The organism is Ferdinandcohnia sp. Marseille-Q9671 (genome assembly GCF_976954385.1).
Window position 1 is genome coordinate 475,226 of sequence record NZ_CDRJTA010000004.1, and the last position, 21,801, is coordinate 497,026.

General features: G+C 37.3%; 18 protein-coding genes and 2 riboswitches. Of the genes, 10 read left to right on the forward strand and 8 right to left on the reverse strand.

Annotated elements, in window-relative coordinates; genetic code table 11:
• The first annotated feature begins 76 nt into the window (after positions 1 to 76).
• Positions 77 to 3,142 carry an efflux RND transporter permease subunit gene (locus ACWNMY_RS17580; protein ID WP_449539551.1) on the forward strand — a complete coding sequence of 1,022 codons (3,066 nt, stop codon included), beginning with the start codon at positions 77 to 79 and terminating at the stop codon, positions 3,140 to 3,142.
• A gap of 17 nt (positions 3,143 to 3,159) precedes the next feature.
• Positions 3,160 to 3,291 carry a hypothetical protein gene (locus ACWNMY_RS17585; protein WP_449539552.1) on the forward strand — a complete coding sequence of 44 codons (132 nt, stop codon included), beginning with the start codon at positions 3,160 to 3,162 and terminating at the stop codon, positions 3,289 to 3,291.
• 151 nt (positions 3,292 to 3,442) lie between these two features.
• Here ACWNMY_RS17585 and ACWNMY_RS17590 read toward each other — a convergent pair whose 3' ends face one another.
• Both ACWNMY_RS17590 and ku read right to left on the reverse strand, forming a co-directional pair.
• Positions 3,443 to 5,275, reverse strand: coding sequence for a DNA ligase D (locus ACWNMY_RS17590; protein WP_449539553.1), 1,833 nt, complete (start codon positions 5,273 to 5,275; stop codon positions 3,443 to 3,445).
• 70 nt (positions 5,276 to 5,345) lie between these two features.
• Positions 5,346 to 6,263, reverse strand: coding sequence for a non-homologous end joining protein Ku (gene ku / locus ACWNMY_RS17595; protein WP_449539554.1), 918 nt, complete (start codon positions 6,261 to 6,263; stop codon positions 5,346 to 5,348).
• Between the two features lie 604 nt (positions 6,264 to 6,867).
• Here ku and sigI point away from each other — a divergent pair.
• Together sigI and ACWNMY_RS17605 are read left to right on the forward strand one after the other, a co-directional pair.
• On the forward strand, positions 6,868 to 7,611 hold the full coding sequence (sigI, locus tag ACWNMY_RS17600; protein ID WP_449539555.1) for an RNA polymerase sigma factor SigI: 744 nt from the start codon (positions 6,868 to 6,870) through the stop codon (positions 7,609 to 7,611).
• Positions 7,608 to 8,690, forward strand: coding sequence for an anti-sigma factor domain-containing protein (locus ACWNMY_RS17605; protein ID WP_449539556.1), 1,083 nt, complete (start codon positions 7,608 to 7,610; stop codon positions 8,688 to 8,690). The genes sigI and ACWNMY_RS17605 overlap by 4 nt, the downstream gene beginning before the upstream one ends.
• A gap of 169 nt (positions 8,691 to 8,859) precedes the next feature.
• On the opposite strand, the gene ACWNMY_RS17610 is transcribed toward ACWNMY_RS17605, so the two are convergent.
• Complete coding sequence (locus ACWNMY_RS17610; RefSeq protein ID WP_412966213.1) at positions 8,860 to 9,051, reverse strand: small, acid-soluble spore protein, alpha/beta type; 192 nt, start codon at positions 9,049 to 9,051, stop codon at positions 8,860 to 8,862.
• 220 nt (positions 9,052 to 9,271) lie between these two features.
• Here ACWNMY_RS17610 and ACWNMY_RS17615 point away from each other — a divergent pair, with 220 nt between their 5' ends.
• The gene (locus tag ACWNMY_RS17615; RefSeq protein WP_449539557.1) at positions 9,272 to 10,624 is read left to right on the forward strand and encodes a TrkH family potassium uptake protein; all 1,353 of its coding nucleotides are present in this window, start codon (positions 9,272 to 9,274) and stop codon (positions 10,622 to 10,624) included.
• Positions 10,625 to 10,662: 38 nt separating this feature from the next.
• On the opposite strand, the gene ACWNMY_RS17620 is transcribed toward ACWNMY_RS17615, so the two are convergent.
• Positions 10,663 to 11,025 (reverse strand): DUF3905 domain-containing protein, encoded by a 363-nt coding sequence (locus tag ACWNMY_RS17620; RefSeq protein ID WP_449539558.1) that lies wholly within the window; start codon positions 11,023 to 11,025, stop codon positions 10,663 to 10,665.
• A 328-nt stretch (positions 11,026 to 11,353) separates the two neighbouring features.
• On the opposite strand from ACWNMY_RS17620, the gene ACWNMY_RS17625 reads away from it, so the two are divergent.
• Positions 11,354 to 11,509 (forward strand): hypothetical protein, encoded by a 156-nt coding sequence (locus ACWNMY_RS17625; RefSeq protein ID WP_449539559.1) that lies wholly within the window; start codon positions 11,354 to 11,356, stop codon positions 11,507 to 11,509.
• A gap of 34 nt (positions 11,510 to 11,543) precedes the next feature.
• On the opposite strand, the gene ACWNMY_RS17630 is transcribed toward ACWNMY_RS17625, so the two are convergent.
• Positions 11,544 to 13,286 (reverse strand): B12-binding domain-containing radical SAM protein, encoded by a 1,743-nt coding sequence (locus ACWNMY_RS17630; protein WP_449539560.1) that lies wholly within the window; start codon positions 13,284 to 13,286, stop codon positions 11,544 to 11,546.
• Between the two features lie 229 nt (positions 13,287 to 13,515).
• Here ACWNMY_RS17630 and ACWNMY_RS17635 point away from each other — a divergent pair, with 229 nt between their 5' ends.
• From ACWNMY_RS17635 to ACWNMY_RS17645, 3 genes are all read left to right on the forward strand, one after another.
• Entirely contained in the window at positions 13,516 to 15,288 is a 1,773-nt protein-coding gene (locus ACWNMY_RS17635; RefSeq protein ID WP_449539561.1) for a methyl-accepting chemotaxis protein, read from the forward strand.
• Between the two features lie 108 nt (positions 15,289 to 15,396).
• The gene (locus ACWNMY_RS17640) at positions 15,397 to 15,888 is read left to right on the forward strand and encodes a methylated-DNA--[protein]-cysteine S-methyltransferase (RefSeq protein WP_449539562.1); all 492 of its coding nucleotides are present in this window, start codon (positions 15,397 to 15,399) and stop codon (positions 15,886 to 15,888) included.
• Between the two features lie 71 nt (positions 15,889 to 15,959).
• Positions 15,960 to 16,538: a DUF2087 domain-containing protein gene (locus ACWNMY_RS17645; protein WP_449539563.1), complete on the forward strand. Its 579-nt coding sequence runs from the start codon at positions 15,960 to 15,962 to the stop codon at positions 16,536 to 16,538.
• Between the two features lie 139 nt (positions 16,539 to 16,677).
• On the opposite strand, the gene mtnA is transcribed toward ACWNMY_RS17645, so the two are convergent.
• The 3 genes from mtnA to ACWNMY_RS17660 form a co-directional block, all read right to left on the reverse strand.
• Entirely contained in the window at positions 16,678 to 17,727 is a 1,050-nt protein-coding gene (mtnA, locus tag ACWNMY_RS17650; protein WP_449539564.1) for an S-methyl-5-thioribose-1-phosphate isomerase, read from the reverse strand.
• A 4-nt stretch (positions 17,728 to 17,731) separates the two neighbouring features.
• On the reverse strand, positions 17,732 to 18,931 hold the full coding sequence (mtnK, locus tag ACWNMY_RS17655) for an S-methyl-5-thioribose kinase (protein ID WP_449539565.1): 1,200 nt from the start codon (positions 18,929 to 18,931) through the stop codon (positions 17,732 to 17,734).
• Positions 18,932 to 19,065: 134 nt separating this feature from the next.
• Positions 19,066 to 19,220: riboswitch (SAM riboswitch) on the reverse strand.
• Between the two features lie 96 nt (positions 19,221 to 19,316).
• On the reverse strand, positions 19,317 to 20,105 hold the full coding sequence (locus ACWNMY_RS17660; RefSeq protein WP_449539566.1) for a carbon-nitrogen family hydrolase: 789 nt from the start codon (positions 20,103 to 20,105) through the stop codon (positions 19,317 to 19,319).
• 237 nt (positions 20,106 to 20,342) lie between these two features.
• Between ACWNMY_RS17660 and ACWNMY_RS17665 the strand changes: the two genes are divergently transcribed.
• Positions 20,343 to 21,527, forward strand: a complete 1,185-nt coding sequence (locus ACWNMY_RS17665) for an aminotransferase class I/II-fold pyridoxal phosphate-dependent enzyme (protein ID WP_449539567.1) — start codon at positions 20,343 to 20,345, stop codon at positions 21,525 to 21,527.
• 149 nt (positions 21,528 to 21,676) lie between these two features.
• Positions 21,677 to 21,783: riboswitch (SAM riboswitch) on the forward strand.
• Positions 21,784 to 21,801 lie beyond the last annotated feature (18 nt).

Here is a 21,801-nt window from a genome sequence, read left to right on the forward strand (position 1 = left end):
AATTGTCATCTAACCTGTAAAAAAATGGGCATAATGACAATCATATTGTACTTTTCTTGAAACGAGGTACTGGTTTATGAATATAAGCAACTTTTCGATAAAACGACCTACTTTTACTTTAGTGACAATGTTTTTAGTTATTATTTTAGGCTTTGTTTCCTTACTAAATATTCCATTAAAATTAATACCGGATATAAATCCACCAGTAGGTGTGGTAGTTGCCAATTATTTTGGTGCAAGTCCCAGTGAGGTCTCAGACAAAGTCACAAAGCCTCTTGAACAAAGCTTGTCCACCTTACCAGGTTTAAAAACAATGTCTTCCACTTCTCAAGAGGGGGCGGCTTTCATTTTATTACAATTTTCTTGGACAACCTCTGTTGATGATATTGAAAATGACATTTTAAGTAGGATTAATCAGACTCAAATTACAGAGGATGCGGAAGCACCTCGGTTTTTAAAATTTGATCCATCACAGTTTCCAATTATTCAATTCTCTCTAAGTATGGAAGGTGATGATAAAGGGCTGCAGGAATTAGCTGAAGACCTTACACTTGAGCTTACTAAGGTTGAAGGTGTAGCAAGCGTCAATCTCTCTGGTGTGGTGTCAGAACAGATAAAAGTTGAGCTACACCAAGAGCGTTTGGAAGAATATGCTCTTACCCAGGAAGATATCGTCACGATACTCCGGGCAAATTCAATCTCCCTGCCTGGAAATACAATAACTTCTGATGAAAGAGAGCTCACAACAAGGGTAATTAGTAATTTGAATTCTATTGAAGATCTAAAGGAGCTTTCCATAACAATTGATCCACTGTTAGGAGAAAAAGTAGTCTTAGATGAGCTTGCAGAAATCAGGATTGAACCTGAAACGGTCAATACAATTACACGAGCGAATATGGAACCAGCCATGCTCGTAAGTGTCCTCCAGGAGTCTGATGCAAATACAGCGATGGTGTCGGAGGCTTTTCAAAAAGAATTAGAAAAGAAGCTTTCATTGGAAAAGTATGAAAATGTACATGCTGATGTTCTTTTTGATCAGGGAGACTATGTGAAAGTAGCAATTGGCAATATTACAACTACACTACTACTTGGTGGTCTTTTTGCAATGATTGTGCTTTTCTTTTTCCTAAGAAGTGTGAAAAGTCCGCTCATCATTGGAATTGCGATTCCCTATTCTGTGATTGTTACGTTTGTGTTAATGTATTTTTCGGATTTTTCCTTAAATATTCTTACATTAGGTGGACTTGCACTAGGAATTGGGATGCTAGTGGATAATTCAATTGTTGTGATCGAGAACATATACCGGCATTTATCAATGGGAAAGGATCCAAAACAAGCTGCTGCAGAAGGTACGAAGGAAATTGGAACAGCTATTATTGCGTCCACATTGACAACAGTTGCCGTCTTTTTACCAGTCGTATTTATCACTGGATTAATAGGGGAGTTGTTTACTGAATTTGCGGTAACAATTGCGTTTAGCCTGTTTGCGTCTCTCATTGTCGCACTCACAGTTGTTCCTATGCTAGCTAGTCGCTTTTTAAAGAAACCAAATGAGGATCTAGAACAAAAACGCCAGGAATCAAGTGGAATGGTAATGTTAGAGAAGGTAACTAGATGGTCACTACAAAACCGTATTCTAGTGCTTGTAACAACTCTATTGATATTTGGAATAAGTGTCCTCGGACTTTTTACCGTTGGAACAGAATTTATTCCGAAAAGTGACGAGGGTTTTTTTACAATACATGTAAAGCTAGAGAATGGAACTCCATTACATGAAACGCAAAAAACGATTAAGGAAATTGAAGAACATTTGGCAGATAAAAATGATGTTGATGTGTATGTGAGCTTAGTTGGGACCACTCAAGAGAAAAGTTTTAGAGGTGGGGGGAGTTCTAATGAAGCTGAAATATATATCAAAATGGTCGACATAAAAGAGCGAAATCGATCTACTTTTGAATTTGTAGATACTGAAAAAAAGGCGATTGAATCCAAAATAACAAAACACCATCCGGATGCGAAGGTTACTTTTAATCTTCAATCATCCTCAGGTTCTACACCAAATACGTTGAATTTTCATGTAAAAGATACAAACAAGGCTAGACTAGAGGAGGCAGTTGATAAAATCGCCACATCTTTAACTGAGATCAAGGAGATTACTGAGGTTTCAACTGATATTTCAAAAACAAGAGAGGAAGTACAAATATCAATTGACAGGGAAAAGGCATTTGAAGAGGGCCTTGTGCCTGTCCAAATCGCCTCTACAGTAAATGATGTGACAAGGGGAACGCGTGCCCTTCAACTAACAGAAAATGAAAATAATATTTATAATGTAAATGTGAGTTATGAACGTGATCTAACGAATAATATTGAAGGGCTAAAAGATTTACTTTTAAAAACTAGAGCAAATACCTTTGTCAGATTAGATGAAGTAGCTGAGATTGAGGTTGGGAAAGGACCGCTAACAGTCCGCCGAATTGATCAACAGCATGCCGTTCAATTTACTGTTAAGTATGCAACTACGACTAATCTTGGAGCCATTTCAAATAAAGTGGACGAGAAAATTAAGGAAATGAATCTTTCGGATGAGACTGATATCATTTATAGCGGTGATAAGGAACTTCTCGATTCATCGATTGATCAAATGATGCTTGCGTTCGTGCTTGCATTGATACTTATTTATATTGTCATGGCAGCTCAGTTTGAATCGCTCAAATATCCGTTGGTTATTATGTTTACGGTACCTTTGATGGTAATTGGGGTGGCAATCGGCCTCTATGTAACAAAAACTCCAATTGGTATTACAGCTATCATTGGAATTATTGTGCTTGCCGGGATTGTTGTAAATAATGCCATTGTGATAGTAGATTATATTAATAAGAAAAAAGAAGATGGCACGAGTTCTTTTGAAGCGATTGTTATGTCAGTAAAAGACCGCACACGGCCTGTGTTAATGACTGCCTCCACCACAATATTAGGGCTTTTGCCTCTAGCCTTGGGAATTGGAGAAGGCTCTGAATTTAACCAACCAATGGGCATTACAGTCATTGGTGGATTATTGAGCAGCACATTGTTAACCCTATTCGTTATTCCAATTGTATATAGTTTGTTTGATAAAGAGACTAGAAGACGAGCACAGGAATAATTTGCAGGGGTTTTTGGATGATAGATGGAGTTATTCGGGAAGTGAAGCTTAACGGGTCCTTCATGGGGGGAATGAAGGACTGCTGCCGATGGAAAGAGGGTAAAAGAGTCCTTCATAAGGTAGATGAAGGACTGTTTGAGATGAAATGAGGCATAAAGAGTCCTTCATAAGGTAAATGAAGGACTGTTTGAGATGAAACAAGCCTTAAAAAGTCTTTCATAAGTCCGATGAAGAACCTTCCAGTGAAGCAACAAATTAGAAGCGACCTTCATACAAAGCTCACCCTAGATTGTACACATCTTAACCCTTCGTGAGAAACTCCAACACCGGCTCTAATTGCTGTTCGTCTTTCGCTTGAAAATACGTTGCAAACGGGCAGCCGTTTTCATTGACTCTTTCAATAATCGTTTCTAACGGGAAATCCTCAATTGATAATTCCTCTGTCACTTCCTCCCAATAGAGAGGGGTAGCAACATAGGCACCATCATTGCCACGAACTGAATATGGCGCAACAATTGTTTTACCTTCAGCATGTTGAACATAGTCTACATATAATCGGTTTCCACGATTCTTTTTAAGTCTTTCCGTAGTGAAGAGATCGGGTTCCATTGTAACTAAATAGTTGGCAATAAACTCAGTGAAACGTCTTGTATCATCGTATGTAAATCGGTTTTCCGGAAGGGGTATATAGATTTGTATACCTTTATTCCCCGAGGTTTTAACAAATGAACGTAATTTTAAACCTTCAAAGACATCCTTTAAAATCGTGGCTGCTTTGATTGCTAAAGGAAATGCATCTCTTGATGGAGGGTCCAAGTCAAACACAATCTCAGACGGCCCTCTCGAATGAATCGTTTGGAAAGGAATATGAAATTCAAATGACAACTGGTTTCCTAACCAGGTTAGTGTTTTTAAATCATTGCAAACAATATAGTTGATCCCCTCACTCATAGACGTTTGTATAAATTCAGGTGCATAATCCGGACAATTTTTTTGGTAAAACGATTCGCCATACATCCCGTGAGGATAACGAATCACGGTTAATAACCGATTCTTAAGAAAGGGGAGCATATAAGGAGAAATTTCGACTAAATAATGGATATAGTCCAGCTTCGAGATTGTTTTATCCCTCCAAAGAGGTTTGTCAGGATGCGAAATTTCAATTTCCTCCGGTAGAACTGGCGTTTTTTTTATGAGCTTATCGAACGTACAATCCTGCCAATCAACATCGAATCTGAATTTTGAAAAGCTCGGCTGCCGCAGTTGCTCCTTGTACAATTCTAAATATAAGAGCTCTACACAAATACCTGGTTGAACTTTAATAAAGCTAGCATTTTCTTCTGCGGAGTTAGTTTGCATAACTTGTAGAAGTGCTTGTCGCTCCTCTGAAGAGAGACCATGTGAAAATAGACCAATCTCATACACCTGCTTGTCTCGTAATACACCAACATGAAAGAAGCTGTTCTTTTTGTCATACCCGAGAATGAAAAAAACACCGACCTGCCAGTTTTTGATTTTATACCAGTTAGTGGTTCGTTTTCCTTCGTCCCACGTACTATCAATCTTTTTGGCAATGATTCCTTCCGCATCATATTCAATAGCCTTTCCCCATATTGCTTCAAAATCATGTTCATATGTAATCAATTGTATAAGTTGTATACTGTTTGGATTAACAGTACGGGAGAGGTTTTTCGATTCGAAAAGCTTATGTAATTCCTGTTTTCGTTCTGAAAAACTGTGTTGAGTGATACTTTTTCCATTATGCTCCAGTAAATCAAATACTAAATAATGTGCAGGTTGTTCATTAGCGCTCTGTTTTATTTTTTCATTATTTTTTAAACGGCCTCGTTTTTGAATAAGCTCGAAGCTTGCTTTTAATGGGGACTCGACTATACATAATTCACCATCAAAAATAAGTGGTAGATGCGGAGCAAGTTCATCCTGAAGTTTCCGGCATTGGCTTATAATTTCAGGAAATTGGTCATTTAGCAGATTGCCGTTTCGACTAATGAGTTGAATGCTTTCCTTTCCCCAATGAAGAATCGCGCGAAATCCATCATATTTAATTTCGTATACCCAGTTTGGGCCGTTGGGTGCCTCAAAATGTAGGGTAGGGAGCATTGGTTTTAGCATCATGTCACTCCTTTTATGTGCGAATAAACGGATAGAAAGCTCCTTAAAAAGGAGCGCTATCCGTTTTCATTTAAGAACCAACTTTTTTACGTGTTGTTCTCGTCTTAGGTTTTGCTGAGATTGCTGGTTTATCTGTTTCTTTTGGAGCATCCGTTTTCGTTTTCGGCTTAGCATTTCCTTTTGGAGTAGCAGCTTTCTTTGGGGTTGCCGTTTCCTTCGTTTTTGTTCGTTCAATACTAGCTTGTAGTGCACTCATTAAGTCTACAACATTCGTTCGAGGAGCCTCTTTAGAAGTTGTTCCTTCATTGTTGTTTACCTTCGATTCAATGAGTTCCATAAGTGCAGTTCGATATTCATCCTTATATTTTTCTGGATTAAACTCTGTAGTTAGCTGATCAATCAGCATGATTGCGGTATCAAGTTCTTTTTCATTGAGGTCTACATTTTCAGGTACACCAGGAACTTCCCCAACGTTTCGTACTTCGTCTGGATAGTGAATGGTTTCCATAACAAGACTGTTTTTATACACTCGTATAATCGCCATTTGTTGTTTGGAACGGATTGTAATTTCAGCTATCCCAATTTTTCCGGATTTTTGCAATGACTCCCGAAGTAATGCATATGCCTTACTTCCATTATCTCCAGGTCCCATGAAATAAGAGCGGCTAAAATAGATTGGGTCAATTTCCTCAAGCTTTACAAAATCAATGATTTCTACACTTTTATCCTCATGTTCATCCTTAAGTTCTTTAAGTTCTTCATCATTTAAAATCACAAACTTCCCTTTTACATATTCATAGCCCTTTACAATATCCTCATTACTTATATCTTTTTCACAATTGGGGCAGGTTTTTTCATATTGAATAGGTGTATTGCATTCCTTATGAAGATTTCGAAGTTTTATATCTTTGTCTTCCGTTGCTGAGAACAGCTTTATCGGAATATTTACGAGTCCAAAGCTAATTGAGCCCTTCCACATTGTATGCATCAGAATTCCTACTTTCCTTTTAAGTGCTAGTTCAAAAAGTCGACGAATTAGAAGCGAGAAGATCAAGGATGACAGCCTCGAAGAACGGAGTAAGGCAACTACCTTGAATTTTTTTCCTTGTGGCATTGTGTTTAGGAATTTATCTCCTTGCTAAGTTGACGCATGCACATTTACTTGGTTAACTTTTCTAACCTTTTATAAAACGGCGCCGAGATTCAAACTACTTTTTGAACAACATCTTTACCTATTTATTGTTTATTGTTTCCTTATAAAGGTGTGGGAATGATGGTAATAATATCCTAAGTCAAGCTACCGTAAAAAGTTTTAATCATAAATAGAAAAAAAGAAGTATTCACCCCCTCAAAAAGGAACGGACGGACGTAAATCTGTAATGAGTCAAAAATTACAAAATAAAGAGGTGGATGTAACCAAAAAGATATAAATGTTACAAAGCTTGTCACCTTTTCAATATACTATAGGCTTTCGTATTAGTTCTTTTGTAATATTTTTAGGATATGCATCGTATTGTGAAAAATTGTTATTGAAACTCCCTTTTTCCTCTTGCTACTATTAACAGATAGTAAAGAGAATTGAGGTGTAACCAGTGCTTAGTCTATTGTTTAAAATTGGAAAACGTAAAAGCACTCTGGAAGAAACCGTTATTGAGATCCAAAAGGGAGATCAAAAGCTACAAAATAAACTAATCGAGGATTATAAGCCATTTATTGCAAAGAATGTTTCAGGAGTTTGTAAACGATATGTAACTGAATCAGACGATGAGTTTAGTATTGGGATGATTGCGTTTAATGAGGCATTAGAAAAGTATTCAATTGAAAAGGGTAGTTCCTTTTTATCCTTCAGTGAGCTATTAATAAAAAGAAGAGTAATTGATTACATTCGTAAGGAAGCGCGAGTACGTAATGTGAACTTTATATCGAATGGAGATCAGGATGAAGAAGGTGCACAATCTAAACTTGAAGCTCACCTCTCTGTGGATGATTACCAACGAAGTATAGAGCAGGAGCATCGAAAGGAAGAAATTCTTCATTTTACTAAGATACTCCAGGAATTTGGATTATCGTTTCAAGAGCTTCTTGAAATTTCACCAAAACACGCGGATGCAAGGCAAAATGCAATACTGGTATCTAAAGCTGTCGTGGATCAACAAGAACTATTGAGTATCCTGTTTGAAAAGAAGCAACTTCCAATCAAGCAACTCGAAGCAAAAGTTTCAGTAAGTCGGAAAACTATAGAGAGAAATAGAAAATATATTATTGCAATGGCAATTATTTTGTCAGGTGACTATATCTATTTAAAAGATTACTTAAAAGGGGTGCTCGAGAGTTGAAAAAGGGTATCGTTATGGATGTGAACGATGAATATATTACGATGCTAACCCCTGATGGTGAGTTCGTAAAGGCAAAGGCTACGAAAGCGAGTTATGATATTGGTGAAGAAGTCCCTTTTTTTCCACTCAACGAACGTGTAAGAAGTAACACTTCAAATAAGCCATTCTTTCAAGTGAAAAAATGGCGATACGCACTTGCAAGCTCAGTAGTTGCAATTTTATTATTATCTTTATTTATTCCATTTTCACAGAGTGATGAAGTGTATGCCTACATGTCGATAGATATTAATCCTAGCTTTGAGGTTGGACTGGATGAGGAACTTCGTGTCATAAGCTTAGAAGCATTAAATGAAGAGGCAAAAAAACTATTAGAATCAATACCTAATTGGAAAAATAATACACTTGATTCAATAGCAGATAAAATCATACTTAAAAGTAGAGATAACGGCTATTTAGAAGAAGGAAAACAAGTGTTAATTACTACAGTTGTAACTGATACTCATGACATCGAGGTAGATCAAAGTCTGCAAAAAGGGATTAATGAAATTAAGGAAGAATATGAAAAAGAACAAATAGCTGTAACTTCTGTTACGAGTACTGCTGAAACAAGAAAGGCTGCAAAGGATAAGGGGATATCAACGGGCAAGCTACTTATCCAGGAGAATAAGCTTCCTAAGCCAGTTCAAGAGAAAAAAACTCAGCCAGTTAAATCAGAGAAAAAAGAAATTCAAAATACACAGCCTGGAAATTCTAATCAGCAGGAAGTAATAGAAGAATTTAAAGAAACTAGAAAACAAAATGCTGAACATGTGCGCGAAGAACTAAAAGAGAAAAAAGAACAGGTAAAAGAAAAAGTCAAACAGAACATCGATAACTCTAATATGCCAGCTCATGTAAAAGAAAAGGTCCAAAATAAAATGGAAGAAAACTGGCAAAAGAAAGAGCGGAAAAGAGAAGAAAAGGATCGGAAAAAAGAGGAAAAAGGACATCAGAAAGATCATAAAAATCGTGGTTATGATGATGACGATGACGATGACGAAGATGATGACGATGACGATCGAGATGACGATGACGATTGAAAAGCCGAGGGAAACCTCGGCTTTTGGCCATTTTATGGAGTTTTGACTGTCTAGCTTCAGGCACCATCTGCTCGAGGTCATAAGCCAATCTCTTCTGAAGGCAAGAAGTGCCTTCTGTGAGCGCTTGTCTTATACTCGACTGCTAATTGGACGCCTTACGCTTTTCTTATTATTCTCCTCTTAATTGATGCTGAGCTTGTGATACGAGGCGTTTGGTAATCTCGCCGCCAACAGATCCATTTGCTCTTGATACTGTATCTGAACCTAGCTTAACTCCAAATTCTTGGGCAATTTCAAATTTTATTTGATCTAACGCCTGCTCAATTCCAGGAACAAGCAATTTATTACTACTTCTTGCCATAAGTATCACTCCTTTTCTAATATAGAACAACGTATATTCCGTTGTAAGATTAGTATAAGTAGATAAGTAATTTCAATACTGGAAATGCATACTAATAAAGCCTCAAAAAAGAAACCGGCTAAGATAACTTAAAGCTTTCTTACAAAAATTCTTTTCATGTCGTAAAAATTTCTATAAGATAGAGGAATAGATTACACGAGATAGTTAGGGATGAACCAGAATGTGGAAAAAAATGAATTTGTACATAAATGAACTTACACCAGCACAATTAATTTTCGCGTTTTATTTGTTAGCAGTAACCGTTTCAGTTATTTTGCTGAGTTTGCCTATTGCAATTAAAGAAGGAGTACATGTATCCTTTGTGGATACCTTATTTACAGCCGCAAGTGCGGTTAGTGTAACCGGGTTAAGTGTAATCTCAATTAAAGATACGTACACTGATGTAGGAATTTATATCTTAATTTTTGTCCTTCAGGTGGGTGGTATCGGAATAATGACCTTGGGAACCTTCATTTGGTTAGTGTTCCGCAAGAAAATTGGATTGCGCGAGCGTAGATTAATTATGATTGACCAAAATCAATCTCAACTCTCAGGATTAGTTAACCTACTAAAACAAATTATCATTATTATTATTGGAATTGAGTTGTTCGGAAGTTTGATACTAGGTTTATATTTTATGCAATTTTTTGATACGTGGCAGGAAGCGTTCCTTCAAGGAATTTTTGCAGCTGTTAGTGCTACAACAAATGCCGGATTTGATATTACGGGATCCTCGTTAGTCCCGTATGCGAATGATTACTTTGTTCAGTTCATTACAATTATATTGATCATTTTAGGTGCAATCGGTTTTCCAGTTCTAGTAGAAATAAAAGCATTTCTGTTGCATCAAAAAGGGAGATATCGTTTTTCTCTGTTTACAAAGCTAACATCAGTAACTTTTCTTTCTTTAGTTGTATTTGGTACGATTGTGATTTATTTATTGGAAGGGAATGCTTTATTTAAGGGAATGAGTTGGCATGAAACCTTCTTTTATTCGCTTTTCCAGTCTGTGACAACAAGGAGTGCGGGCTTGGCAACGATGGATGTAAATCAGTTTACTGAACCTACTTTATTGTTTTTAAGTGCGATGATGTTTATTGGTGCTTCACCGAGTTCTGTTGGTGGGGGAATAAGGACAACTACATTTGCGATAAATATTTTGTTTCTATACAATTACGCTAGGGGTAATAAATCAATAAAAATATTTAAGCGTGAAATTCATGAAGAGGATATTCGAAAGTCGCTCATTGTTACAATATTTGCCTTTTTTACATGCTTTATCTCTGTTTTTATCCTATCTATAACAGAGAAGAACTTTACAATTATTGAAATTTTCTTTGAAGTAGCATCAGCTTTTGGAACTTGTGGGCTTTCAATGGGGATTACTCCTGATTTAAGTACTTTTGGTAAAGTTCTAATTATGTTGTTAATGTTTATTGGTAGGGTTGGAATTCTATCCTTTATCTTTATCATTGGAAAAAAAGGAAAAGACGTAAAGTATCACTATCCAAAGGAACGACTCATAATTGGGTAAATGAAAAAGCACCTCATAGGGGTGCTTTTATGCTTAAATTAGTCTTTACCATAACTTGAATCTCTCGTTGGGTGCATGAACGGTACACCTTTTGGTTGTTTTTTGCGCTCGAGCAGCTCACGATTTTCACTGCTATTCCAGCCTATATCATTGGTAGGGTGGACCCACTGGTCACCAGCCATAACTTCAGGATCAATTTCATCACTCCAGTTATTAAGTGGTGAATTTGGAGAGTTATAAAGACTATCACCTATCACAACTCCATGCTCATTTATAAATGGTTCTTGCATTTTAATGCCGGTGCCTTTGAAGGATGGGGCAGATATCTGATGTGGAAGAGTTTCATCTAAAATTGGTGATTGAAGTTTCTCATCCTCATTTGCTTTTTTATTTTTGGTCATACTTGAACACCTCATTTGGTATTTTTTATGTTAAAGGAAATACTCTCTTGAACGATAATAACCTTTTCGATATCCAGTTCCAGCGCCTAGCATCTCGAGGTCATAATCCAGTTGAAATTCGAAGGCAAAGCTCCTACTATTCTCCAACATCTTATGCTTGTCAGACTTCCGCAGGAAGTGCTGACATCGGTGTTTGCCACACTTTTGTCCTTAGTGTTTGCACCCAAAGAGAAAATTATAAAATGTCTCAAAAGAGATTCGGTGTATTTTACCATTAATGTATGTAACACACATGGTGAAAACTAGCGATAAAGGAGGGGGACAAAACATGAAACGTAAAGTAAAATTCGATGCAGCAAGAAAAAGTAATTTTACGCCAAAAGAAAGTATGCCTGATACCGAATTTTCAGCAGAGGCAGATTTCGAAAACCCAATGAAGGGTGCAAATCGAAACTCCAAAAAAGGGAATAGTACTGGGGAGTGACACAATAAAAAGAGAGTCAAACGACTCTCTTTTATCAAATCTTACGTGAGAATACTCTTGCTTTATGCTGAGTTGGATCAAAGTAAACAAGTAAATAAGTTTCCTGCAATTTAATTTCACCTAGTTGTCTATAATGTTCCAAGTCAAATGGGATTTTTTCAACGACAGTATGCTTGTACAAATCTTTTTCGTGAAGTTGTAATGTACTGTATTCCTCACCAAGTGATAATGGTTCCTCGACAATCTCCTGGTAAAACGCAGTGCGCTCTTGCTTCCCTACAAGATCCTTCCACCATGGCTTACGAGGTTTGTATTTTTGATTTCGTAAATAATCATATTTCATAATCCCTTCAATGATTGGAAGTTGATCATAGTTTGCAGCGTGAAGAAATTCATAGAGACGCTTAAATAAATCCTCCAGCTGATGCCCAATACGTGACCACCCACGTTCATCCCAATACGTCCCAAAGTCTTGGAAGAAATCAAATGGTGTTTGGAATATCTTCGTAACCAAATACTCCACTGTTTCGTTCATACGGTGATCATTCCAATATTTTTCAAGCACATCTTCTACCTGTTTAATACGGGTGATATCGTCAAAACTTAATACATTGTTTCCAAGTATTTCATAGGGAGAATGATCCATATAAATATAATCATGTTCTGCAGCTCGAATACGTACTCCAGTTCCCCGTAGCATTTTTAAAAAGCCAAGTTGTAACTCCTCAGGTCTCATTTCAAACACATCATTAAATGTTTGACGGAAGGAATGATAGTCCTCTTCAGGAAGCCCAGCTATTAAATCCAAATGTTGGTCAATTTTCCCGCCTTCTTTTACCATCATGACGGTTCGTTGTAATTTAGAAAAGTTTTGTTTCCGTTTGACCAATTCATTTGTGTCATCATTTGTAGATTGGACTCCAATTTCAAATCGAAACAAACCGGCAGGTGCATTCTGATTTAAAAACTCTATAACTTCTGGCCTCATGATGTCTGCTGTAATTTCAAATTGAAAGACTGTCCCTGGTAGATGCTCGTCAATAAGAAATTGAAACATTTCCATGGCATAACTTCTACTTATATTGAAGGTACGGTCAACGAATTTGATTGTTTTGGCGCCATTCTTCATTAAAAAGCGAATGTCTTCTTTGATTTTTTCACGATCAAAATATCGAACTCCCACTTCTATAGAAGAAAGGCAGAACTGACAGTTAAATGGACACCCACGACTTGTCTCAATATATGTGACTCGTTTTGAAAGATGTGGCAGATCTTCTGCAAATCTGAATGGCGATGGAAGTTCCTTTAAATTTAGCTTATTCCGCTGTGGGTTGATAATGTTACGTTCATCTTTTCGCAAGCAAACCCCACTGATTTCTTCTGTACGCTGGTTATCACGAATAGCAACTAATAACTCTTTAAAAGTTTCTTCCCCTTCACCAATGACAATGTAATCCACCTCTGGTATGCGCTCCAACCATTCATGGACGTCATACGTAACCTCAGGGCCACCTAAAATAATGACTAACTTAGGATTTATTTTTTTGAGCATTTTTACTACTTTTATTGTTTCTTCAATGTTCCAGATATAACAGCTAAACCCAATCACATCAGGCTTTCTTCGGAACAAATCAGTAACGATATTCATAGAAGGGTCCTTAATCGTGTATTCAGCAAGTGAAACATCAAACTCTGGTGCAGCATAAGCCTTTAAGTAGCGAATTGAAAGGCTTGTATGGATATATTTTGCATTTAATGTACTAACAACAATATTCATCTTCAAACTCCTTGTAAAATTACATTCATTCATATAGATTAACCTATTTATTTTACCACAATGGGTCAATGGCACCAAACAAACACTTTAATAGGAGGGTGTAAACCTTTTTGCTATAATTAACAGAATTTATTTCAAAATCCGACAATTTACACTATAATGAAGTATGAGATTAGTGTGATAGCAATAAAAGGAAAAATTTACATAAGAAGCGAAGGTGACAGAAACGATGAAGGGGTCAAATAAAAAAAAGAGAGAGAAAACAAAACGCATTTCAGGTAGTAAAAAACAGTCAAAAGTAGCAACAAGGTGGCATAATTTAAAAATTGGTCATAAATATGGAATTGCTTTTTCCTTAACCATTCTTCTGTTTTGTATTTCAGCATTTACCATTTTTACTCAGCTCAATAAGGTTAGCAATGAAATGAAGGAAGTAGAGAAGAGTGGAGACAACTCGATCCTCATTACTGAAATGGCAAGTGTTTTTAATCAATTAGGTAGTGAAATTAGTATATATATTCAAGACGGTAGCGGGAAACATGTAACAGCTTTCAAGGAGTTAAGTGGTCAATACGATAATTTGTCCAATACATTAAAGCCAGCCATCAAGACAAGTGAATTAGAACAATTATTTGATAAAGTAGATTCCAATAAACAAGAGCTTACTGCATTATTCGATGATAAAGTCTTTCCTGCAGTAATAGCATCTAGTAAGCTTGATTCCGTAGCTGCTAGTCAGGAAGCAGATAAGTTAATATCGGAAACGGTGAAACAACTGGCTCAGCTTAGAAAAATAATGAAAATGGATAGCGATGAATCTATTGAAAATGCGAATGCGAATGTTACAGGTACCCTCATTGTTTTACTAGTTTCAATTGTTATCTCATCCTTAATCGCCATTCTAAGTCTTGTATTAATAGGGAGATCAATTGGAAAGCAGCTTACTAGTTTGATTGGTGTTTCGAATCAAATTGCAGAGGGAAATTTACAGGTTCCTACCATCGATGTAAAGGGGCGGGATGAAATTGGGTTACTAAGTACATCACTTAATGTCATGAATAATAACCTAAAATCGATGATTCACGAAATATCAACTGTTTCCGATCAAGTAACCACCAAAAGTTCGGAACTTATGATTTCCTCTAGTGAAGTAAAAGCAGCGAGTGAACAAATTGCCTCTACAGTACAAGAACTTTCAACAGGTGCTGAAGAACAGGCACATTCCTCAACTCAATTGGCAAAAATGATGGAGGAATATGTAGGGGAGATTCAGACGGCAAATCAAAACGGAAGCCAAATAAATGAATCTTCACAACATGTATTAGAAATGACAAAAAAGGGCCATGAGTTTATGAATGCTTCAACTGAACAGATGAATAAAATAAACAGCATCATGAAGTATTCTGTGGATAAAGTGAAAGGTCTTGATGAACAAACCAAACAAATTACGACCCTTGTTAAGGTTATTCGAGATATTGCAGACCAAACAAACCTTCTAGCTTTAAATGCAGCGATAGAGGCAGCACGTGCAGGTGAACACGGGAGAGGGTTTGCAGTCGTTGCAGACGAAGTCAGAAAACTGGCTGAGCAGGTATCTCATTCCGTTACAGACATTACAGATATTGTGAATAGCATTCAGAAAGAATCAAATTCCGTGGCTGAAACCCTTCAAAATGGATATAGCCAAGTAGATGAGGGTGCAAAGAAAATTGAAGTAACAGGACAAACCTTTGAGGATATCTATGAAGCAGTTACTAAAATGGTCGAGCGTATTCAAACAATTTCAGTAAACCTTGAAACAATTGCAAGCAACACGGCTGAAATGAATCTATCGATTGATAATATTGCAGCCGTTTCAGAGCAATCTGCAGCAGGTATTGAGCAAACCTCTGCTTCTGTTCAGCAAACAAATAGTTCTATGGAAACAATTTCAGACCATTCCGAACTACTATCAGATTTAGCTAACAGACTAAATACCATGATAAGTAGATTTAAGATTTAAAAGGAGAAAGCTAGGGCTCATGAAACCCTAGCTTTCTTTATTATGTTGAAATGGTTAAAATGGTTATATCTAAAGCAAAAGAAACATTGAGAGAATGGGGGAAAACAAATGTTTAAATATAGTGATATGCAAACTGATATTTTTGGTACCATTTTTCTTCTAGTTAATGAAACGAATCTACTTGATATATCTTTGTCGAAAGAGGATTGGGAGCAAGCTTGTAAGAAATTCGATCCAATTTATGCACCAAGTGACCCATTGCTAGATGAGATAAAAAACCAATTAGTCGAATACTTCAACGGGAAGCGCAAGACGTTTACTTTTCCAATCAAACTAAACGGTACTGAATTTCAACAACAGGTTTGGAACGAGCTATTAAATATTCCTTATGGAGAAACACGGTGTTATGCTGATGTTGCAGAAGCAATAGCTAACCCAAAGGCTGTCCGTGCAGTGGGACAGGCCAATCGTAAAAATCCAATTCCAATTGTTGTTCCTTGTCACCGAGTAATTGGAAAAGATAAGTCTCTGACTGGTTATACGGGGACTCGAACGGACCTTAAAGAAAAGCTCTTAGCACTAGAAGGCGTCCTTTCATAGGGTAGAGTTGACCTTGCACATCGTTTAGATTATTATCTAATTAGGATGTTATCGAAAGAGGTGTGCTTCATATGCAATTAGGTAAACTTGTAGACTTTCATAAAGCAATGGGAGACCCAACTCGAATTCGTATACTCGTTCTCCTTGCTCAGGGGCCACTTCATGGGCAGGCTCTTGCGGGGAAACTAGGCGTGACCCCACCAACCATTACCCATCATATAACCAAGCTTAGAGATGTAGGATTAATTAAACAAAAAAGAGATAGGAATACGATCTATTTTACGTTAAATGAAGCGGTAGTTAAGCAACAAACAAAAGCAATAACAGATGTCATCTTTGGAAAAGAGAGTATTGCAAACGAATCGGGCCAAGATGAGAAACAAGCAATCTTACAAAACTTTATTTTGAAAGATGGTCGACTTAAAAATATACCGTCACAACGTAAGAAACGGTTAATTGTGCTAGAGCATATGATAAAGGGCTTAGAGGTCGGTAGGAAGTATATCGAAACAGACTTGAATGAATATATAAAAAAGTTTCATGAGGACTATGCTACCATCCGCAGGGAATTTATTATGAATCATTTTATGTATCGAGAAAATGGTATATATGAGGTAAATCCGCCTGAAATGTGGGCGAAGATTGAATAAGGATGGAAAAACAAGTGCTAGGTTGTGCGCTTGTTTTTTTGATTTTGGAGCTAACGCCGATAGAATCAAAATAACGTCGACAGAGCCCTCAAACTACAAAAAATCCAGTATGATGTCACATACTGGATGTAAAAAACGACTACTTTTCAAACAATCTCTTAATCTCGATTCCAAGTTCACCCTGCAAGATTCCTTTTTCAGTAATAATTGCAGTAATGAATTCATTTGGGGTCACATCAAATGCTGGATTATAAACTTGTACACCCTCAGGCGCAATACGAGTTCCGTTTAAATGGGTAACTTCATCCTCGTGTCGTTCCTCTATTGGAATTTCTTTGCCACTTTCTAGTGAAACATCAAAAGTTGAAAGAGGTGCTGCAACATAAAATGGAATACCAAACGTTTTTGCTAAAATAGCTAAATTGAAGGTGCCGATTTTATTTGCAGTATCTCCATTAGCAGTGATTCGGTCTGCGCCAACGATAATCGCATCTATCCCTTTTTCAGCAATGGTATGGGCAGCCATATTGTCCGTAATGAGGGTAACGTCTACACCGGATTGGAGTAGTTCCCACGTTGTTAACCGCGCACCTTGAAGAACGGGTCTTGTTTCTGATGCATACACTTTTACCTGTAGGTTTCTTTCAGCAGCAAGGTGAAAGGGTGCTAATGCAGTACCATAACGTGCAGTTGCAATTGAACCTGCGTTACAAATGGTCAATACCTTACATCCATCTTTAAAAAGAGTTAGGGCATTCTCACCAATTTGTCGACATACCTCTTCATCCTCAGCCTGAATTTGAATCGCCTCGTGAATAAGGGTGGTTTTGGCTTCGTTCACTGTTTTAGAGTCTTCAATACTCGAAACCAATCGATGTAAGGCCCAGTTTAGATTTACTGCAGTGGGACGAGAGCTTGCTAGATATTCTTTATCTTTTAATAGGTGTACTTTAAATTCATTCAGAGAATTACTTTCATAGCCCTTCGCCGAAAGGGCGAGTCCGAAGGCAGCAGTTATTCCAATTGCTGGCGCACCTCTTACTTTTAAAGTGGAAATGCTTTCCCATACATCCTCGATTGTAAAAAGATCTATAAAACTTGTTTCCAATGGAAGCTTTGTTTGATCTAAAAGAGTTATATGTGTATCTTTCCACACAACGGATTGTGGAACAGTTTTTGTATAAGTCATGATGTCACTCCTTTGGTGCTGATGTTTGATCTACATAATTTCGTAGGGTACGAAGTTCTTTAATCGATTTTCGATTGTGAATTAATTTTTTACCGAAACGTAGAGCGTGTTGTTTTGCTTGAATTCGTTGTTCGAAGCTTTCAATTCCATCCAAATCAGCTACATGTGCAAGCCCAATGGTTCTTCGAATAACTTCGCAGCCTGCAAATCCAATTGCATCTTCAAAAGCTTGATTTAGGACATATTCAAGATAGCCTTCAACGTCCCGATATAATTCTACAGCCTCATTCTTCCAAAGCTCTGAGAATGTTTCAGAAAAAACATTCCATGTATGTTCAATATGTTTATACAGAGGTTCACGATCCTGGGTATCTCTAGAAATCGCATTTAATAATAGGTTTGCAATAAATTGACCGAGATCAAAACCAAGTGGGCCAAAGTAGGCAAATTCAGGATCAATTACCTTTGTTTCTGAATCACTTGCAAAAATACTACCTGTATGTAAATCACCATGTAGAAGAGCATCTGCTTGTGTTAAGAATTTCTGCTTTAGCTTTGCCACTTCAAGCTTTAAGATTTGATCTCCCCAGATTTTTTCAACGTCTGGTCTAAGCTCCTCTTCGAAGCTATTCGTGTCAATATTAAAAAATGGATCAGTAAACACGAGATCCTCTGTAATTTTACACAAATCAGGATTAATATATTTCTGAACAAGTACTTTCTTCTTTTCTGGTTCTAAGCCGAAGTCCGATGTGTAAAAAAGCGTTTTGGCAATATAAGTACCGATATGCTGTGATAACAGTGGGAAATTCCTGCCCTCAATAAGCCCAGTTCTGGAAATTTGAAGATGGGATAGGTCTTCCATTACGGTTATTGCAAGTGTTTCATCTGTATAAAATACCTTTGGTACAAGTGTTGGTACATGTTCCGCTGCAGCTAATAATGCATTGCTTTCAATTGTGGCACGCTTGAGTGAAAGAGGCCAGCTTTCGCCAACAACCTTTGCATATGGTAAAGCTTGCTTGATAATGATTCCTTTTTGGCTTGACTCGTCAGTGATATGGAAAACGAGATTAAGGTTTCCGTCACCGATTTCCTTACATGTTAGAGCTTTACCTTCTTCAAATATACGTAGACGGGTTGCAAGGGCAACCGCGGTGTTTTCGGTTAAAGGTTCATAAACTTCTAGTTGTGATATTGCCATTTTTACATACCTCCAAGTCATTTTTCGTTATGTTTGTTTTATAAAACTGCTAGTTTAACAGTCTTGGAGGCTTTTCTATAAACAGAAAAGCCTCTTTCTAGTGAAGAAAGAGGCTTGAAGTCAGGGCTTCGCACCTCTTATCTGCCAGAAAGTAAAAAACTTCCTGTTGGAATTAGCACCGTGCCTTATGGGTTTCCCCGGCGCAAAATTGCGCCCCACCTTGCGATGGTATTACGGTCGGTTGCTGGGCTTCATCGGGCCAAATCCCTCTGCCTACTCTTGATAAGAGATCAATCGATTTAGTTTTTTAATGATTCTGAAGTGAATGATAACAATTGAAGTGATGAATTGTCAATATGTTTTTTACATTTAGTGAATTTGTTTTTTACTTATAATAGTCAGGACGGCGATCTTGGAAAATAGGGATTTGTTTTCGTACTTCTTTCACTTTACTTAATTCAATTTCCCCAATTAATGTAGTTGCTTCAATTCCTGCTTCTGAAATAATATTCCCCCAAGGATCAATAATCATAGAATGTCCTGCAAATTGATTATTTGGATCACTTCCACTACGATTACAAGCTACGACATAGCATTGATTTTCAATTGCCCGGCTAAGGAGTAGGGCACGCCAATGTTCGAGTCTCGGTAGTGGCCATTCTGCTACCACGAATAAAACCTCAGCACCATTTGTTGTATGAGCTCGAATCCATTCAGGGAAGCGAATGTCATAACAAATTACTCCCGCAGCCGGAATATTTTCAATCGAGAAATCACCTTTTGCATCTCCTGCCTGTAAATACAAATGCTCATCCATTAACTGAAACAGGTGAAGTTTGCTGTACTCACTAACCAATTCCCCTTCTCTATTAAAGACAAACATTGTATTGGTCACACCGTTTTTTGTCTTTTTGGCAACAGAACCAGCAATAATATTCACGGAGTGTTGTTGCGCCAATTTTTTAATAATAGTTTTTGCTCCATCTCCATTTTCATCTGCGATTTCATCTAACCTAGTTAAATCATATCCTGTCGTCCAGAGCTCTGGTAGAAGGATAATATCTGGATTCTCTTGCTTCATGAGTTTGTCGATTTCCTTGGTTACAAGGTCAAAATTTTCTTGCGGTTTTCCGAATTGAATATCATACTGAATACAAGCTATTTTAAGATTCATAGTTAGTCCTCCTAGTAAATGTAAAATTTATTGGCTGTATTTTTGCATTATGTTAAGTTTAATACAAGACATAATAAGTGTTTGCGTTTGAACACCACTAACTTGAACACGGTTTAATGCATACATCCTACCACGTAATATGGGGGACTTCTACATAAAAGTTATACTTTACAATTTGATTTTAACAATATATGATTTTTGACTAGAAATTCAAGTAATTTTAAAGAGGTGTAGGAATTGAAAAACTTTCAGCATTCTGATATATTACAAAATTTACCGAAACAGTTCTTCGCTTCTCTTGTGGGGAAGGTAAACAAGGTTGTGGAACAAGGACATGATGTCATAAATTTAGGACAGGGAAACCCTGACCAACCCACACCTTCTCATATCGTAGAGGCTTTGAAAAAGGCAGCAGATAATCCAAAATTTCATAAATATTCTCCATTTCGTGGCCATTCATTTTTGAAAGAAGCGGTCTCTCAATTTTATCTTCGTGAATATGGAGTTGAAATTGATCCAAATACAGAGGTAGCCATCCTTTTTGGTGGTAAGGCAGGCTTGGTGGAAATTCCGCAATGTCTTTTAAATCCTGGAGACGTTGCGCTTGTACCTGACCCAGGTTATCCAGATTACTGGTCAGGTGTTGAACTTGCAAAAGGGAAGATGGAGTATATGCCTTTAAAAGAGGAGAATGATTTTCTACCAGACTATACCCAATTAGACTCACAGCAACTAGAAAAAGCAAAGGTTATGTTTCTTAACTATCCGAATAACCCAACTGGGGCAACAGCAACAAAAGAGTTTTTTGAAGAAACAATCTCTTTTGCAAACACACATGATATTTGTGTGGTGCATGATTTTGCGTATGGTGCCATAGGTTTTGAAGGGAAACGGCCTACCAGTTTCTTAGAGATACAAGGTGCTAAAGAAATTGGAATTGAAATTTATACACTTTCAAAGACCTACAATATGGCTGGCTGGAGAGTAGGTTTTGCAGTAGGTAACCCTAGCGTAATTGAAGCACTTAATCTTATCCAGGATCATATGTATGTAAGTTTATTCAGTCCGGTCCAAGCAGCTGCTGCAGCAGCGCTACTAGAGTCACAGCAATGCGTTCAAGATTTGGTCGATAAGTATGAATCAAGACGCAATACATTTATAAATGCTTTGAAGGACATTGGGTGGGATGTAAAAGCACCTGCGGGGTCATTTTTTGCATGGCTGCCCGTACCAGAAGGCTATACGTCAGAAAGCTTTGCAGACCTTCTACTTGAAGAAGCTCATGTAGTCGTAGCACCAGGGATCGGATTTGGCGAGTATGGAGATCGTTATGTAAGAGTAGGGCTGTTAACTGATGAGGATCGCTTAGTTGAAGCAGCCAATCGTATAAGGAGATTAGAGCTGTTTTCCGTGTCTAAGTGAAATTGAGATAGTAGTAGTGTTTTCTGTAAATTAAAAAAGGTTTGACAAGAAAAATAAATCCTGTCATAATCCTAAGTGAATTCTGTTGAATAAAATTGAATCGTTGAGTTAATCTCGGTGAGAATCTCAACAATTAAATATAGTATATTTTCTTATTAAGAGCAGGTGGAGGGACTAGCCCAGTGAAGCCCGGCAACCGACTTACAATTTGTAAGCACGGTGCTAATTCTTGCAGCTTTATGCTGAGAGATAAGAAGATGTTAGTTTGCTAACC